This window comes from Actinopolyspora lacussalsi, from assembly GCA_030803735.1.
Lineage (GTDB): Bacteria > Actinomycetota > Actinomycetes > Mycobacteriales > Pseudonocardiaceae > Actinopolyspora > Actinopolyspora lacussalsi.
Genome location: JAURUC010000001.1, coordinates 1,289,586 through 1,305,419, shown reverse-complemented (window position 1 = coordinate 1,305,419; position 15,834 = coordinate 1,289,586). Strand labels below are relative to the sequence as shown.

Annotated in this window: 14 protein-coding genes; 1 reads left to right on the top strand and 13 read right to left on the bottom strand. The window is 67.1% G+C overall.

Annotated features, from left to right (window positions below; all coding sequences use genetic code 11):
* Positions 1-12: 12 nt before the first annotated feature.
* From J2S53_RS05710 to J2S53_RS05700, 3 genes are all read right to left on the bottom strand, one after another.
* Positions 13-1,023, bottom strand: coding sequence for a glycerate kinase (locus J2S53_RS05710; protein ID WP_456240091.1), 1,011 nt, complete (start codon positions 1,021-1,023; stop codon positions 13-15).
* A gap of 476 nt (positions 1,024-1,499) precedes the next feature.
* The gene (locus tag J2S53_RS05705) at positions 1,500-2,327 is read right to left on the bottom strand and encodes a sugar phosphate isomerase/epimerase family protein (RefSeq protein ID WP_456240090.1); all 828 of its coding nucleotides are present in this window, start codon (positions 2,325-2,327) and stop codon (positions 1,500-1,502) included.
* On the bottom strand, positions 2,324-3,487 hold the full coding sequence (locus J2S53_RS05700; protein WP_456240089.1) for a dihydrodipicolinate synthase family protein: 1,164 nt from the start codon (positions 3,485-3,487) through the stop codon (positions 2,324-2,326). The genes J2S53_RS05705 and J2S53_RS05700 overlap by 4 nt, the downstream gene beginning before the upstream one ends.
* 259 nt (positions 3,488-3,746) lie before the next feature.
* Between J2S53_RS05700 and J2S53_RS05695 the strand changes: the two genes are divergently transcribed.
* Positions 3,747-4,778: a LacI family DNA-binding transcriptional regulator gene (locus tag J2S53_RS05695; protein ID WP_456240088.1), complete on the top strand. Its 1,032-nt coding sequence runs from the start codon at positions 3,747-3,749 to the stop codon at positions 4,776-4,778.
* Between the two features lie 201 nt (positions 4,779-4,979).
* Here J2S53_RS05695 and J2S53_RS05690 read toward each other — a convergent pair whose 3' ends face one another.
* The 10 genes from J2S53_RS05690 to J2S53_RS05645 form a co-directional block, all read right to left on the bottom strand.
* Positions 4,980-6,068, bottom strand: a complete 1,089-nt coding sequence (locus J2S53_RS05690; protein ID WP_456240087.1) for an ABC transporter ATP-binding protein — start codon at positions 6,066-6,068, stop codon at positions 4,980-4,982.
* A 37-nt stretch (positions 6,069-6,105) separates the two neighbouring features.
* The gene (locus tag J2S53_RS05685) at positions 6,106-7,257 is read right to left on the bottom strand and encodes a Gfo/Idh/MocA family protein (protein WP_456240086.1); all 1,152 of its coding nucleotides are present in this window, start codon (positions 7,255-7,257) and stop codon (positions 6,106-6,108) included.
* Positions 7,258-7,331: 74 nt separating this feature from the next.
* Positions 7,332-7,943 carry a hypothetical protein gene (locus J2S53_RS05680; RefSeq protein WP_456240085.1) on the bottom strand — a complete coding sequence of 204 codons (612 nt, stop codon included), beginning with the start codon at positions 7,941-7,943 and terminating at the stop codon, positions 7,332-7,334.
* 7 nt (positions 7,944-7,950) lie between these two features.
* Positions 7,951-8,817, bottom strand: coding sequence for a carbohydrate ABC transporter permease (locus J2S53_RS05675; RefSeq protein ID WP_456240084.1), 867 nt, complete (start codon positions 8,815-8,817; stop codon positions 7,951-7,953).
* Between the two features lie 2 nt (positions 8,818-8,819).
* Positions 8,820-9,797, bottom strand: coding sequence for a carbohydrate ABC transporter permease (locus J2S53_RS05670; protein WP_456240083.1), 978 nt, complete (start codon positions 9,795-9,797; stop codon positions 8,820-8,822).
* A complete protein-coding gene (locus J2S53_RS05665) occupies positions 9,794-11,101 on the bottom strand; it encodes an ABC transporter substrate-binding protein (RefSeq protein WP_456240082.1) in 1,308 nt (435 codons plus the stop codon). Before J2S53_RS05665 ends, J2S53_RS05670 begins: the two co-directional genes overlap by 4 nt.
* A complete protein-coding gene (locus J2S53_RS05660; protein WP_456240081.1) occupies positions 11,101-11,844 on the bottom strand; it encodes a cupin domain-containing protein in 744 nt (247 codons plus the stop codon). Before J2S53_RS05660 ends, J2S53_RS05665 begins: the two co-directional genes overlap by 1 nt.
* Before the next feature lie 9 nt (positions 11,845-11,853).
* Positions 11,854-12,774, bottom strand: coding sequence for a DUF6807 domain-containing protein (locus tag J2S53_RS05655; RefSeq protein WP_456240080.1), 921 nt, complete (start codon positions 12,772-12,774; stop codon positions 11,854-11,856).
* Positions 12,771-13,862, bottom strand: a complete 1,092-nt coding sequence (locus J2S53_RS05650; protein WP_456242713.1) for a Gfo/Idh/MocA family protein — start codon at positions 13,860-13,862, stop codon at positions 12,771-12,773. The genes J2S53_RS05655 and J2S53_RS05650 overlap by 4 nt, the downstream gene beginning before the upstream one ends.
* Positions 13,863-14,377: 515 nt before the next feature.
* A complete protein-coding gene (locus tag J2S53_RS05645) occupies positions 14,378-15,772 on the bottom strand; it encodes an alpha-amylase (protein ID WP_456240079.1) in 1,395 nt (464 codons plus the stop codon).
* Between the last annotated feature and the right edge of the window lie 62 nt (positions 15,773-15,834).

The following is a 15,834-nucleotide window of genomic DNA, read 5'->3' as shown; positions in this document are numbered from 1 at the left end:
CGGTTCTTCGCGTCAGCTCTTCGCGGTGGGGCCCAACCGGTCGATCACACATCGCCGCACGCACTCGGTCGTCTCGTGCCAGGCACGAGCACTTCCGAACTCCGCGGTGATGTCGCGCGTGGCGATCCGGGCCGCGGCCTCGGCGCCGGCGGTTCCGACCACAGCCAGCACCGCCACATCGTGTCGTCGCGCCTCGCGCGCGACACCGCCGACCACTTTGCCGTCGAACGAACCGAGATCGAGCTTGCCCTCGCCGGTTATCACCAGGTCCGCTGTCCCCAGCGCGGCCCGTAGCCCCAGCTCCGTCGCGATCGTGTCGAAACCGGACACCGGGCGCGCTCCCAGCGCGGCGAGACCACCCGCCAGTCCACCGGCCGCGCCGCCGCCCGGAATCCTCGAGACGTCCACTCCGAATCGACGTCGGTACTCGGTGGCGATCTCGCGCAGCCTGTCGGTCAGGTGCTCGATCAGTTCCGGCCGGACGCCTTTCTGCGGCCCGAAGATCCGCGCCGCGTCCGAGAACACGGTCTCCACATCGCAGCAGACCAGTACTTCGGGGTTTCCGTTCGACCCGTCCAGCGGTGCGAACTCCGCCAGCTCGGCGACGGCCCCCGAACCGCCGTCGGTGGTCGCCGAACCGCCCATGCCGACCAGTACTCGCTCCGCACCCTCCCGCAGGGCGGCGGCAATCAGCTCTCCCGTGCCTCGCGTGCTCGCTTTCTCGGGGTCGTTTCCCGCTGCGCCGCCGACCAACGCCAGGCCGGAGGCACGGGCCATCTCCACCACGGCTCGCCCGTCGGCATCGAGCCGCCAGCCCGCCTCGACCCGTTCGCCCGACGGGTCGGACACCTCGGTCCACCGGTTGGCCCCGCCGAACGCGTCGAGCGTGCCCTCGCCGCCGTCCGCCAGCGGCAGCTCGACGCACTCCGAACCGCAGGACCTCGCGGCCTCCGCGATGGCGGCTGCCACTTCGGCCGCGCTCACCGAGCCGCGGAACTTGTCCGGAGCCGCCAGTACCCGCATCCAATTCTCCTGTCCCCGAGAAAGTGCTGTCCCTATTTGCTTGGATGGTTGTCTGAGCGGAACCTCTCGCACGGCTCTCGCTGCGGGAGCCCCGACATCGAGTAGCCACTACGCCACGTCGGGCCTTCCTCGCGAGAGCCGCACGGGAGAACCCGCGGCGGTGCCGATTGCGAGGGTGGTCGGAGTGCGGCCTGCGGGAGTGATGGGAGTTCGGCACTGCGTCGAAGTGGCCCGGCGATTTCGTGGGAAATTGACGGAGCCGGGGCCACACCGCTGCTCAGAGGGCGTCAATTTCTCGCGAAATTGGCACCCCAGCACCACGCGACGGAAAGCGGCCATGAAAGCGGCGAGGCGCCGCCTCACGCACCGGCTACCCGACCACCCCGCCAGAGCGAACGGCCCAACAACACAGCGAGAGCCGTGCGAGAGGTTCCGCCACCCGAGCAACCTCGACAACCGACCCCGGAGCAGCTGTCTCAGACCAGGTGGAGGTAACGCTCGATCATGGTATCCACCACCTCGTCGGCGGGCGTGGCCCAGACTTCGTCGTTGAAGATCTCGACCTCGGTGTCGCCGGTGTAGCCCGCTCTCCGGACGGCTTCCCGGATCGGCGGAAAGTCGATGTGGCCGTCGCCCATCATCCCCCTGCCGAGCAGCACGTCCGCCGGTAGTGGGGTCAGCCAGTCGCACACCTGGAAGGACGCGATGCGCGAACCGGCTCGTTCGATCTGCTCGAACAGCTTCGGATCCCACCACACGTGGAAGGTGTCGACCACCACGCCGACCTGGTTCTCGGGAAAGGGATCGGCGATGTCCAGTGCCTGTTCGAGTGTGGACAGCACCGCACGGTCCGCGCAGTACATGGGGTGCAACGCTTCCAGCGCCAGCCGTACTCCCCGTCGTTCGGCGTAGGGGGCGAGCTCGGCCAGCGTGTCGACCACCCGTTGACGCGCTCCGACCAGATCCTTGGAGCCGTCCGGCAGGCCCCCGACCACGAGGACGAGGCAGGGGGCGCCGAGTTCGGCGGCCTCGTCGATCGCGAGCCGGTTGTCCCGCAGTGCTTCCGCGCGGGCCTCGGGCGAGTCGGTGGTCAGGAAACCACCTCGGCACAGTGAGGAGACCCGGAGCCCGTTCGAGCGCATCAGCTCCGCGGACTCGGTGACCCCGTACTCCTGCACCGGTTCGCGCCACAGCCCCATAGCCGGGATTCCGGTCCGGACGCATTCCGCGACGGCTGCCGGTAACGAGTACCGGTTCAGGGTCTTCTGGTTCAACGACAGCCGTGCGATACCGCCGTCGGTCATCGTGCCACCCCTGCGATCTCGAGCAGGCCGCGCATGCGGTCGGCGGCCCGATCGGGGTCCGGCAACGTGCCCGCCACGTCCGCGAGACGGAAGACCTCCGCGAGGTGCACGATGCTCCGTCCGCTCTGCAACCCGCCGACCATGCCGAAACCGGGCTGCTGACCGCGCAACCACGCGAGGAAGGCGATGCCGGTCTTGTAGTAGTAGGTCGGCTGGGCGAACAACTGCCGCGCCAGTGGGACGGTGGGGGAGAGGATCTCGTCGAACCTCACCTCGTCCCCCTCGTCCAGGGCGTGCAGCGCCGCCGCGGCGGCGGGAGCGATGGCCGCGAACACGCCGAGCAGCGCGTCGCTGTGGCTGCCCGCCTCCCCCTTGATCAGCCTCGGGTAGTTGAAGTCGTCGCCGGTGTAGAGCCGGACCCCTTCGGGCAGCCGCTCCCGCAACCGTATCTCGTGCTCGGCGTCCAGCAGCGACACTTTCACCCCGTCGATGCGCTCCGGATGCGCGTGCAGGATCTCCAGCAGGGAGTCCGCCGCTTCGTCGATGTCGTTCGAGCCCCAGTATCCCGTCAGCGCCGGGTCGAACGCCGGGCCCAGCCAGTGCAGGATCGCGGGTTGCTCCACCTCGGCCAGCAGCTTGTCGTAGACCTTTCGGTAGTCTGCGGGGCCTGTCGCGGCCGCGGCCAGTTGCCTGCTGGCCATCAGGATCACGCGTGCTCCGGCCCGCTGCGTGACGTCGAGTTGTTCGCGGTATCCCTCGATCAGCTCGTCGAGATCGGTGACCTGGGGTGACAGGTGATCGGTGCCCACTCCGGCGGCGATGCGTCCACCGACGCGGGCCGCTTCCTCACCACTGCGGCGGATCAGCTCACGAGTCGCATCCCAGTCCAGGCCCATGCCGCGCTGGGCGGTGTCCATGCCCTCGGCGACCCCGAGGCCGCACTCCCACAGGTGTCCGCGGAAGGCCAGTGTGCTGTCCCAGTCGATCTCGGCCGCCGAACCGGGGGTGTTCTCCCCGAACGGATCGGCTACGACGTGGGCGGCGGCGTAGGCGATGCGACTGGTGGGCGGTTCCGTCGGAAGGGATCGGTTGACCGGCTCGTGCAGGTGGTGACTGTAGAGCGAACCGTCCGAGCGGGGCAGTTGGATAGTGCGCGACACGGAGACCTCGTCGAAGTTTTCTGGTCGGGTTGTCGGGATGCGCTCTGTTCGCGGTGGCCGGTGCTGGCTTCGGTAGCTGGCCGCGCCGAAGGGGTCATACCGGCCGCCGACAGGACTGGGAGGCGTGCTTCAGGTAAAGGAAAGCGTTTTCCGAAAGCTTAGGACCAACCTCCCGGGAACGCAAGAAATCTCCGGGGAGCGTGCTGGAAAGAGCTTTCCAGCGGGTAGCATCGGATCACCCGAGGGTGAGGGAGGACGGATGCCGCGTGGTTCCGGCAAGGTGAACCTGGTCGACGTCGCGCGCCAGGCCGGGGTTTCACTGGCCACCGCGTCGCGAGTTCTCAACGGCAGTACGCGCAGCGTCGGCGCGGACCTGCGGGAGCGAGTCCGGCAGGCAGCCGCGAACCTGGACTATTCGCCCAGCGCCCCCGCGCAGGCCATGGCGCGGGGTGGCACCGATGTGGTCGGTCTGGTGGTGCCGGACATCTCCGATCCGTACTTTTCCACCATCGCCGCCAGCGTCGTTCGGCACGCGGAGCCGCACGGCCTGATCATTACCCTGGCCAGTACGGAGCGCCGTTTCGAGCGCGAGGCCGAGTACGTCGCCTCACTGCGCAGTCAACAGGCGCGCGGCGTCGTCCTGGTGGGCAGTCGCACCACCAACGAGGAGCAGCTGGAGGCGTTGCGGGCCGAGCTGGACGCCTACACCGCCGCTGGCGGGCGGGCCGCGGCCATCGGACAGCACATACTGCCCGCCGACACCGTGATCGTCGAGAACCGGAGCGGGGCCCGCGCGTTGGCGGAGGAACTCGTGAATCTGGGCTACCGAAAGTTCGCCGTTCTCGCCGGACCCGCCGATCTGCTCACGGCTCGCGATCGGCTGGCGGGTTTCCGGGAAGGGCTGCGTCAGCACGGCATCGAGGTGGCGGACAGGGATGTGATCAACGGTGAGTTCACGCGCGACGGTGGTTACGAGGCGGCCTCGGAACTGCTCGAACGCGACCGCGCTCCCGAGTGCGTGTTCGCGGTCAACGACGTCATGGCGGTGGGAGCCCTGTCGGCGTTTCGCGATCGGGGAGTCCGGTTGCCGGACGAGCTGGCAGTGGCGGGATTCGACGACATCGCCAGTCTGCGGGACGTGTGGCCGTCGTTGACGACGGTGCGGATCCCGCTGGAACGTCTCGGTGAGGAGGCGCTGGGCTTCCTGCTCGACGAGCCCGCCGAACGTTCCCGCACCCGCCGGTTCAGCGGTGAGGTGGTGGTGCGCGCCAGCACTCCGCCGGTGAGTTGAGTCCTGGGCGTGGACTACGGGCATTCCGGTGTGTCGTTGCCCGGAAATGGTGGTGCCGTCCGGCTGCTACAACGCCGGAACGGCCAGTCACCCGGCCCCGGGGCCAGGACGACCGGAACCGCCGATCACGGGAGTGGAGGCCGGTGACCGAAGGACATGCGGTCACCGGCCCGTGTGTGTCACGTTCGCGGAGCGCCGGATTCACTCCGGTCGGTTGCCGCTTTCCGCGTCGAACAGGTGGATCTCCTCGGGGTCGCGCACCACCACGTGCACCGTGTCGCCCAGCGCCGGTGGCCTGCGCCCGTCGGCACGTACGATCAGCCGTTTGCCGTCCACGGCGGTCCGGCCGTGAATCAGGCAGTCGGCCCCCAGCTCCTCGACGAGTTCCACGTGCAGTGCGAGGCCGTCAGGCTGTTCGTCGGCGACCAGCCGCAGTGATTCGGGCCTGATTCCGACGGTGACCTCGGAGCCGCCTCCCAGGGAGTCCATCGCCGCGCGGGGGATCGGCAGGGTCACCTCGTCCAGTCGGGCACCGCCGGTTGTCAGCGGCACGGTCTCCAGGTTCATCGCGGGTGAGCCGATGAAGCCCGCCACGAAGGCGTTGGCAGGGCGTTCGTAGAGCTCCCTGGGAGTGTCACACTGTTGCAGCACCCCGTCCGCCAGCACCGCCACACGATGTCCCATCGTCATGGCCTCGGTCTGATCGTGGGTGACGTAGATGGTGGTCGTGCCGAGTCTGCGCTGCAGCGCGGCGATGTTCGCCCGGGTCTCCACCCGCAGTTTGGCGTCCAGGTTCGACAGCGGCTCGTCCATCAGGAACACCGAGGGTTCCCGCACGATGGCCCTGCCCATGGCGACACGTTGCCGTTGCCCACCGGACAGCGCTCTGGGCTTGCGGTCCAGGTACTCGGTCAGGTCCAACAGCTCGGCCGCCTCCGTCACTCGCTGCCGCACGTCCTGCTTGGGTATCCGGCGCAGCTTCAGCGCGAACCCCATGTTCTCGGCCACGGTCATGTGCGGATAGAGCGCGTAGGACTGAAAGACCATCGCGATGTCGCGGGACTTGGGCGGCATCGAGGTCACGTCGGTATCACCGATGTGCACGCTGCCCTCGTCGATCTCCTCCAGTCCCGCCAGCATGCGCAGCGCGGTGGACTTGCCGGATCCGGACGGTCCGACCAGCACCAGGAACTCGCCGTCGTCGACGGTCAGCCGTAGGTTGTCGACCGCGCGGACAGGGGAGTTACCGGCGAACACACGTGCGGCGTCGTGATAGGTCACTCGCGACATCGATCGTCCTTTCGGGGTGTTTCGCGGTTGTTCGACGTCACTGTTCGAGGTTTTCCAGCTGGACCCGTTGTCCGGTGCTGGAGGAACGCAGCCCCGCTTCGGCGAGCTGGATGCCGCGCGCACCCGCGAAGAAGTCGTACGGGTGGGCCCTGTCCCGGAGTACGTCGTGCAGGAACCGTTCCCACTGGGCCTTGAAACCGTTGCCGAACTCCTCGTTGTCCGGAACCGGCGACCACTGCTCGCGGAAACGTTCGCCGCTGGGTATATCGGGGTTCCAGACCGGTTTCGGCGTCATCGACCGGTGCTGCACCCGGCAGCCGCGCAGCCCGGCCACGGCACTTCCCTCGGTACCGTCGACCTGGAACTCCACCAGTTCGTCGCGGTTGACCCGTACCGCCCACGAGGAGTTGATCTGTGCGATCACGCCGTCGGCGAGTTCGAAGATCCCGTAGGCGGAGTCGTCGGCGGTGGCCTCGTAGGCGTTGCCCTGCTCGTCCCAACGACGGGGGATGTGCGTGGTCGCCCTGGCCGTCACCGACTCCACGCGTCCGAACAGGTTCTCCAGCACGTAGTGCCAGTGACAGAACATGTCCGAGACGATCCCGCCGCCGTCCTCGCTGCGGTAGTTCCAGCTCGGCCGCTGCGAGCTCTGCCAGTCGCCCTCGAAGACCCAGTATCCGAATTCGCCGCGTACCGACAGCACCTGCCCGAAGAAACCCCCGTCGAGCAGCCTGCGCAGCTTCAACAGCCCGGGCAGGAACAGCTTGTCGTGCACCACGCCGTGTCGGATCCCGGCTTGTTCGGCGAGCCTGGCCAGTTCCATGGCGCCGGCCGAGGTCTCGGCGACCGGTTTTTCGGAGTAGACGTGTTTGCCCGCCGCGACGGCTGCCCGGATTCCCCGTTCCCTGGCCGAAGTGATCTGGGAGTCGAAGTAGATGTCCACCGAGTCGTCGGACAACACGGTGTCGAGCTCGGTGCTCCACTCGTCGATCGAGTGTTGTTGGGCCATCTCGGCGAGTTTGGCGGAGTTGCGGCCCACCAGGACCGGTTCCAGCATCACCCGCTCGCCGTCGGCGACCTCGAGACCACCCTGGTCACGCAGTTCCAGGATGGAACGCAACAGGTGCTGGCGGTACCCCATGCGGCCGGTGACGCCGTTGAGTGCGATGCGCAGTGTTTTCCGCGACATGGATTCTTCCTCTGCTTGTCTGGAACGGAGAGTGTTCGGGGTTCCCACGACCTCGCGCGGGGGTATCGACGGGGTCAGGGGGAGGAAGCACGCGCCTGGATCGCCGTGGCGGCCAGGATCAGCGGCCCGAGTATCAGCACGACGAGCACGGGCATCATCCACACGCACAGTGCTGCCACCGCCACGGCAGCTAGCAGCAGTACGCTGCCCAGCGGATCCAGCACGCTCGCCCGTGCGGAGCTCCGCAGGGCCGCCAACCAGCCGTGCTCGGACTCGGGCAGCGCGACCGCCCGCAGACAGACGGCCGCGAGTGTCGCCACCAGCAGTGTGAGTGTCACCGTGACGATTCCGGTTCCGGGAATCCCTTGGGTTCCGCGTATCAGTAGCAGGTCGATGATCAGTATTCCGCCGAGCAGTGTCATCACCAGCCCCGCCATCAGGTCGGCGGGACCACGTGCGCTCCCCAGCCGTCGTGCCAACGTGCGGAAGTAGCCGAGTCCGTCGGGAGTGCGGCGTCCCTCGGAACGCGCTCGCAATTGCCCGCAGCCGGTGGACACCGCCGCGGGAGCGGTGATCACCGGCAGCGAGGCCAACGTGGTGGCCACGCCGATGCCGAGCATGTCGGCGAACAGTTCGAACCCCGCGCCGAACGGGCCGCGCTGTCCAGCGGCGTCGGTGGCTGTCATCCGGTATTCACCCCTTCACTCCGGAGCTGGCCATGCCCTCCACCAGGAATCGCTGGAAGGCCATGAAGAACAGCACGATGGGAAGCAGCGCGATCACCGACATGGCGAACATCGGACCGTAGGCGGACTGGCTGGAGGTGTCCACGAAGGAACGCAGCGCCAGCGTGATCGTGAACTTCTCCGGCTCGAACAGATAGATCAGTTGCAGGAAGAAGTCGTTCCAGGTCCAGATGAAGGTGAAGATCGCGGTGGTGATCAGGGCCGGCCTGCTCAGCGGCAGGATGATCCGGAAGAAGGTTCGGAACGGCCCACATCCGTCGAGTGTGGCCGCCTCGTCGAGCTCCTTGGGAATGCCGCGCATGAACTGCACGGTCAGGAACACGAAGAACGCGTCGGTGGCCAGGAACTTCGGCAGCACCAGCGGCCAGAAGGTGTTGACCATCCCCAGCTGGTTGAACACGATGTACTGCGGGATCAGCACCGCGTGCTGCGGCAGCATGATCGTGGCCAGCATCAGCGCGAACAGCGGTCCCCGAAGTGTGAAGCGCAGTCGGGCGAAGGCGTACGCGGCGAGTGAGCAGCTGATCACGTTGCCCAGCACCGCCCCGGTGGAGATGATCAGCGAGTTTCCGATCAACCGCAGCACACTCACCCCGCCGACGCCTTCCAGCGCGGTGGTGTAGTTGTTCATCGCCAGCCTGCTCGGCAGCAGCCGCAGGCTCGAGATCACCTCGTCGGCCGGTTTGAACGAGGTCGCGATCAGCCACGCCAGTGGGTAGAGCATGACCAGCAACGCGGCCAGACACCCGACGTGCAGCCCGATCCGGGCCCAATCGATGCGGCGCCCCGGTAAGGATTCTCGGACGGCTACCATCGTCACCCCTTATCGTTGTAGAAGACCCAGGAGCGCGCACTGCGGAACAGCAGCGCGGTCACGATGCCGATGACCACGAGCAGCACCCAGGCCATCGCCGAGGCGTAGCCCATGTGCGAGGCGGTGAATCCGCGGTCGTACAGGTAGAGCGTGTAGAACAGCGTCGAGTCGGCGGGACCACCGCGACCGCCGCTGACCGTGAACGCCGGGGTGAACACCTGGAACGCCTGGATGGTCTGCAGCACCAGGTTGAAGAACAGCACCGGTGAGAGCATCGGCAGCGTGACCGACAGGAACCGCCTCATCCGTCCGGCGCCGTCCACCTCGGCCGCTTCGTACAGCTCATGAGGCACCTGCTGCAGCCCGGCCAGAAAGATCACCATCGGCGCGCCGAACTGCCAGATCGTCAGCAGCGCGACCACCAGCAGTGCCCAGCCCGGTTGGTTCACCCAGCCGCCCATGTCGAACCCGAACGTCGACAACAGGTCGTCCACCGTGCCGCCGTCGTTGAACAGCGCGCGCCAGACCAGGGCGATACTCATGCTCGCGCCCAGCAGTGAGGGGGCGTAGAACGCCGAGCGGTAGAACCCCTTGCCGCGCCCGATGGAGTTCAGCGCCAGCGCCACGGCGAGTGCCACCGCCAGCTGTAGCGGTACCGCCACCAGCACGTAGATCAGCGTGTTCATCGCCGATCTCCAGTAGCGGGGATCGGAGGTGAACATGTGGACGTAGTTGTCCAGCCCCACCCACTCCGGGGCGGTGAACAGGTCGTACTGGGTGAACGACAGGTACAGCGAGACCAGCATCGGGGTCAGCGTCAGTACCGCCGCTCCCAGCAGCCACGGTGACAGAAAGACCCAGGCGGCCCCCTCACGTCGTCGTGGACGATTCCGCCGGGTAGCGGAATCCGCGGCGGCGGACTCGGAATCCGGTCTCCCGCGCGGTGGACTCACCTGTTGATCAGGTGCTTCGACGTTCATCGCTGCAGCTCCGATCTCGCGTTGGTGAGGAACTGCTCAGCCGTTCTTCGTGGTGACTGCAGTTCGAAGCCGACATGGTCGTAGTCGCGCTGAAAGGCGGTTTGCAGCGCCAGATCTCCTTGCGGGGGAGCGCTCGGCGGTGCCAGCAGTTCGCCGTCCAGGCTTTCCTGGAACTCGGCGATGCGTTTGTCCAGCCCGCTCAGCGTGGGGGTGATGTCCTCGCGGATCGTCCGGTTGACGGGCAGCCCCCGGCTCACTCCCAGAATCTCGCCCGCCCGGGGATCGTTGATCAGAAAGTCGACGAGCTTCGATGCCGCCTCCGGGTGGGGGCTGTTGGCCGAGGCGCCGATCAGCATGGAAGGCTTGAAGTACTGCCCCGGTGTGCCGTCCGGCCCGACCGGCAGTGGAGCCAGCCGCAGGCTGTCGCCGATCAGGGCCTGGAAACCGCCCACCGCCGAGTCCCAGGTGAACCCGGACAGCGCGTTGCCCCGCCCGAACGGCATGTTCGCCGCGGAACCGTCGATCTGGGTGGTCTGGCGAGCCGGGCTGACCGCGCCCTGTTGGCTGAGCTCGTTCGTGGTGCGCCAGAACTGGGCGAGATCCGCCGCGTCGTAGTTCAGCTTCCCGCTGTCGGTGTAGAGGCTCTTGTCGCGGCCGCGCAGCCACACCTCGAACCAGTCCTCGCTCCACCCCGGATCGGTGGCCCCGGTCCTGTCGGTGGCCTCGCCCAGCTCGCGCATCGCGCGGCTCCAGTCCTGCCAGGTCCAGCCGTACTCCGGCTCCGCGACTCCGGCCCGCTGCCACCGGGCGGAGTCGTAGACCATCACCTGTGAGGTCCGCCCCATCGGGATGGCGTACTGCTCGCCGCTCGACTGGCCGGTACGCAGCATCGCCGAGGTGACGTTCTCGGTGTTGATGGCGGACTGCTCGTCTAGGTCGAGCAGCAGACCCGCCGAGGCGTACTGGCTGATCTGACGGTAGTCCAGCTGCATCACGTCGGGCGCGTTGCCACCGGCCGCCTGGGTGGCCAGCTTCTGGATGTAGGAGTTGTAGCTGGAGAACGAGGTCTGTACCTCGATGTCGGGGTTGCGCTGCTCGAACAGCTCGACGGCCTCGTTGGTGACCTCGGCCCGGTCGGCGTTTCCCCACCAGCTGAACTGCAGTTCGATCTTGCCGCCCGCCGCGCCGTCGGCGCTCGTGCCACACCCGGCGAGCAGGCCGCACAACAGCAGTACCGCCGTCGTCAGCACGGGGACTCTACCGGCCGGTGTCGGTTTCGGGGCTCTCGTCGCTCGCTGCCGCATCACTCGCCTCCGTACGCGACGGTCGTGCCGGGAATCTCGTACTCGTCGCGTCTGCCGCACATGCCGTATCCGCCGTGCCTGGACGGATGTGCCAGCCGCACCCGCGAGTTCGCTAGCTCGTCCGTGTCACCCGCGGCCAGCGCTTCCAGCCGTGCGCCGGTTCGTTCGGCCGCGGCCAGCGCCCCGCCGCGCCACAGCGTTTTCCAACGTTCCACCCGGGGACTCACCAGTGCCGCGGCCGCGCGATGGAACTCGCGCAACGGCTCGGGATCCCCGGCGTGCAGCGCGTCCCGCAGCGGCAGGTAGCCGGACACCGCCAGATCCCTGCGCCGTCGGGCCGCCTGTTCCGCTTTCGCGCCATCGGGCAACGCCGCGGCCGCGGCGTAGGCGTCCCGATCGGCCATGATCTCCGGTGGAAAGGTGAACACCGCGTCACCCGCCTCCGGCAGCCCGCTGTTCTGCATCAGCACCGTGACGCGCAGCCGCTCGTGACCCACCATGCGGTGTACCGTGCCCGGTTCGAACCACATGATCGCTCCGGCGGTGAGCTCGTCCTCGCGGTAGCCCGCCGAACTCAGGGTCTGCACCACGCCGCTGCCTTCGATGACCACATAGGCCTCCGTGCAGGCCAGGTGCATGTGTGGACTTCCGCCGCCGAGCCCGTCCGAGGCGGGCCAGTCGTAGCAGTCCACATGGGAGATGCCGATCGCTCCGGGAAGCGGTATCGGCCGGTCCTCGGTCATGCCGACCTCCTACCAGGAGTGTTCGTCGAGTTCTCGTTCGATCTGTTCGTGATCCCTGGCTCCGTCGGCCAGCAGGATTCGATAGGTGTAGGAGAAGTCTTCCCCCGGTGGGAGTGCGAACTCCTCGAAAAAGGCCCAGGAAAGCGCCACGGCGGGGGTGGGTTCCGAGCGCACGAACCAGTGGGACTCGTGAATGGCGTGATCGTTCGCCGGAGCGTGTTCGAAGACCACCGTGGAACAGCGGTCGACCTCGTCGTGCTCCCCGACGAATCCCAGCCAACGCGCCCGACGTCCCATCATCCCGGCCTCGCCGGAAATCCCACCCGGACCGAGCACGTCGCCGCCGGTGAACTCGCGCGGGCCGCGCCAGTGCAGCCCGGTGTAGCCCGCCATTTCCCGTCCGGCGGTGGTCGGGCTGCCGAACCGCAGCGGTTGCTCGCGCACGTTGACCAGGCGGATGGACCAGTCGAGTGCCCAGCTGCCCCGCTCCGGATCGACGGAGTGCACCCTGATGCTGCGGTGCTCTCGTGCCCAGGGGGTTCCGTCGTTGTGCAGCCAGTGCAACCGTTCGGTGAACCGCAGCTCGTCGGTCTCGACCTCGAAGGACTCGAACTCGTCGTGGCGCATCGAGCCGATCCGTTCCGGCAGTTCCCGGTAGCCCTCGCCGGTGACGTAGCTGTGCCCGCCCCAGAAGTTCTGGCCCGAAACGTGGCTGGCCGTCAGTTGCAGCCCCTTGTGCCAGCGATGGTCGTTCGGCCGGTATCCGGTGACGGTGCTTCCGGCGAGGGTGCGCAGCGGGTGCACGTACGGTTTCCGCGATTCGTACTCGACCGGGTCCGGTTTGTACACGTAGTTCAGGATCTCGGTCCCCGCCGCGGCGACCGTGATGTTCTCGCCGTGCCGATGGGTCACGGTGATCGGATGGCTCATGATCGCGTCGTCTCTCCGTTACCGGTCAGTTTCTCGGGGAATCCGCCGTGGATCACGGTGTGGAACGGGTCGTCGGGGCCGATCTCTCCCGAGTGCACCTCCCGGCCGGTGGCCGCGGACTTGTACAGCGCGGTGACCAGTTCCAGAATTCCGCGGCCGTCCCGTTCGTCGCAGGGTGGGCGTCCGCCCTCGCGCATCGCCGTGACCAGCTCCCGCAGCATGGCGCCGTGGGAGCTGGGCTCGTCGTGCTCCGGGGTGCGCCAGCGTTCGATCCGCGTCTCGTCGGTGACGTGCGGTGCCGGGGTGTAGCGCCAGTCCTCGTTGCGGTGGCCGTACAGGTGGGTGAGCTCGACGGTGGCTTCCGAGCAGTCCAGTCGGATCCTGCTCATCTCGTCGGGGGAGAGCAAGCTGTTGACCACGGTGGCCATCGCCCCGGACTCGAACCGCACCAGCGCGGTCGATACGTCCTCGGTGTCCACCTCGTGCCAGAGCCGTCCGGTCATGGCACGGACTTCGGTCCACGGCCCGAGCAGATGCAGTAGCAGGTCGAGCTGGTGGATCCCGTGGCCCATGGCCGGGCCGCCGCCCTCGGTCTCCCACTTGCCGCGCCACGGGGCCGCGAAGTACTCGGAATCGCGGTACCAGGTGGTCTGGCAGTGCGCGACGAGGGGAGTGCCCAACTCCCGCGTCGCCAGCAGTTCACGGGCGTGCCGCGCTCCCGAACCGAATCGCTGCTGGAAGACGAAGGACACGTAGGGACCGTCGGTTCCCTGCGCCGCGGTCATCTCCTCGTAGCCCGCCAGCGACAGGCAGGGTGGTTTCTCGCACCACACCCAGGCACCGTTGCGTAGGGAACTGGTGACGAGCTCCACGTGTGAGGCGGGTGGGGTGCAGACCGAGACGAGGTCGGGGCGTTCGGCCGAGAGCATCTCGTCGACATCGGTGTAGCCCCGTAGCTCGTACTCGCCGGAACGGCGGAAGGCGTTCAGCCGTTCGGGGTCGACGTCGACGGCTGCCACGGGTTCGACGTCGTCGTGTTCGGACATGGCGGACAAGTGGTGTGCGGCGACGGCGCCGGTTCCGATGATCGCGGCCCGTAAGCGGTGGTCGGCGGGGGACGTGGCTTTCTCCTCTCAGGTGTGTCGAGGCCCTGTCACCTCGACCGGAAAGTTGGAAAGCGCTTTCTTGTGTTGCGAGACATTAACCCGGCTGTAACGCCGACCACAAGGGGAGGATCGGATTTCGAGGAGAGGCGCAGGCTCCGTGGTCACTCCGGGAGTTGGCCTGCGGTGCGGCGAGAACGTCCCGTTGAGCGTTCCTCCGGCTTCGGCGCGATCGGTCGTCTTCGTGGCTACGCGCCGCGTGAGATGCGTTCGACGTAGCGGTTGAGTGGGGCTCGGTACGGAATCAAGAACCGGGGCTCACGCACTGTCCACGCGGACAGCTCGTGAGCCCCGGCTTCACCGAAGCGGTATGACCGACCGGAAGAGTGGTCGCGTCGTGGCGGACTCATCGGCCGTGGCTACTCGTTTTCGCTCTCGCGCTCGATTGACGAGGGGATTCGTCAGCCGGATTCATGATCCGTCCGGCAGGAAAACCTCCATCAGTTTCCGCAGGTCCGTGCGTTCACGTGCAACGCGAGCGCCGTGTTCGACCCGAGGGTTGCCGTGAACCGTCCCGCGGAGTCGACCGTGACGGGCGTGTCACGCTGCACGTCGCAGTACTCGCCCGCGGGCAACGAGGTCTGGAAGGTCCGGCTCAGCGAAGTGGCCTCGTGGTTGATGGCCACGAACCCACTGCTGCCTCGTCCGAACGCGATGGCATCGTCGCCGTTGTCCCACCAGTCGGTGACCGCCGCGCCGTCGGTGGCGTTGCGGAAGGCGACCATCGACTCGATCTCCGGCCAGGCGTGCTGGCACTTCCAGCCGTCCTGCCAGCACGCGTTGACCGTCCCGCCGTTGGGCGGCCCGGCGTCGGTGTCGCTGAACTCATAACCGGAGTGCACGTCGGGGGACGCGTAGGGCCAGGCCAGCATGAAGACGTTGGCCAGCGTGTAGTTCGCGCCGTCCTTGTAGTTGAGCGTGTCACCGTTGCGTTCAGTGTCGTGATTGTCTACGAAGACCGTCGCATGGGAGGAATCCATGTAGCCCCAGCTCTCGCCGTAGTCGTTCAGGTGCGCGAGCTTCTCCTCGTTGAACACGCGTTCGAGGTCGCGGGCGTAGCGGAACTCCTGAACGTCGCCGGTTCCGGTGTATTCGGTCGGTGAGACGACCTCGCCGGAGCCGTAGATCACTTCCTGCTTCCAGTAGACGTCCGGGTCGCTCAGCCGGGACTTGATGTCGGCGAGATCCGCGGCGGCCATGTGCTTGGCCGCGTCGATCCGAAATCCGTCCACTCCCAGCGACAGCAGATCGTTGAGATAAGCGGCGATACGACCACGCACGTATTCCTCACCCGTGTCGAGATCGGAGAGATCGAGCAGTTCGCAGTTCTGCACCCGCCACTTGTCGTTGGTGTAGTCCGATTGGTTTATCGCGGACGTGCAGTTGTCGAAATCGTAGTAGGAATAGATTCCGGGATAGTTGTACTTCTCGTAGGACGAGCCGCCGGTTCCGGTGCCGGAACCCGCGGACATGTGATTGATCACCGCATCGGCGATGACCTTCACCCCGGCCGCGTGGCAGCTCTCGATCATGTCGGCGAAGGCGGTGCGATCACCCAGTCGCGAGGCGATCCGGTAGCTCACGGGTTGGTAGGAGGTCCACCACTGTGACCCCTGGATGTGCTCCTGCGGTGGGGAGACCTGCACGGCGCCGTATCCGGCCGGGCCGATTCGGTTCGTGCACTCCTCGGCCACCGAATCGTACTTCCACTCGAACAGTACGGCTGTGACGTCCTTGTCGCCGGGTAAGTCGGCTCGGGCCTGTGTCGGCACGGCGACGGCCAGAGCGGTACTCGCCACAAACGCGAGCCCGACTCCCAGGTATTTTCGAAGCATGATTCCTCCGGCGCGGCGGAAACGGGGTTTCGTCGCTTCCGTCGCCGCGTAAAAGATCTTGA

Bases quoted from the DNA above. Each gene is read 5' to 3' on its own strand.
- J2S53_RS05710 (WP_456240091.1), bottom strand. From the start codon at position 1,023: ATGCGGGTACTGGCGGCTCCGGACAAGTTCCGCGGCTCGGTGAGCGCG.
- J2S53_RS05675 (WP_456240084.1), bottom strand. From the start codon at position 8,817: ATGGTAGCCGTCCGAGAATCCTTACCGGGGCGCCGCATCGATTGGGCC.
- J2S53_RS05655 (WP_456240080.1), bottom strand. From the start codon at position 12,774: ATGAGCCATCCGATCACCGTGACCCATCGGCACGGCGAGAACATCACG.
- J2S53_RS05685 (WP_456240086.1), bottom strand. From the start codon at position 7,257: ATGTCGCGGAAAACACTGCGCATCGCACTCAACGGCGTCACCGGCCGC.
- J2S53_RS05695 (WP_456240088.1), top strand. From the start codon at position 3,747: ATGCCGCGTGGTTCCGGCAAGGTGAACCTGGTCGACGTCGCGCGCCAG.
- J2S53_RS05680 (WP_456240085.1), bottom strand. From the start codon at position 7,943: ATGACAGCCACCGACGCCGCTGGACAGCGCGGCCCGTTCGGCGCGGGG.
- J2S53_RS05670 (WP_456240083.1), bottom strand. From the start codon at position 9,797: ATGAACGTCGAAGCACCTGATCAACAGGTGAGTCCACCGCGCGGGAGA.
- J2S53_RS05690 (WP_456240087.1), bottom strand. From the start codon at position 6,068: ATGTCGCGAGTGACCTATCACGACGCCGCACGTGTGTTCGCCGGTAAC.
- J2S53_RS05660 (WP_456240081.1), bottom strand. From the start codon at position 11,844: ATGACCGAGGACCGGCCGATACCGCTTCCCGGAGCGATCGGCATCTCC.
- J2S53_RS05665 (WP_456240082.1), bottom strand. From the start codon at position 11,101: ATGCGGCAGCGAGCGACGAGAGCCCCGAAACCGACACCGGCCGGTAGA.
- J2S53_RS05705 (WP_456240090.1), bottom strand. From the start codon at position 2,327: ATGACCGACGGCGGTATCGCACGGCTGTCGTTGAACCAGAAGACCCTG.
- J2S53_RS05645 (WP_456240079.1), bottom strand. From the start codon at position 15,772: ATGCTTCGAAAATACCTGGGAGTCGGGCTCGCGTTTGTGGCGAGTACC.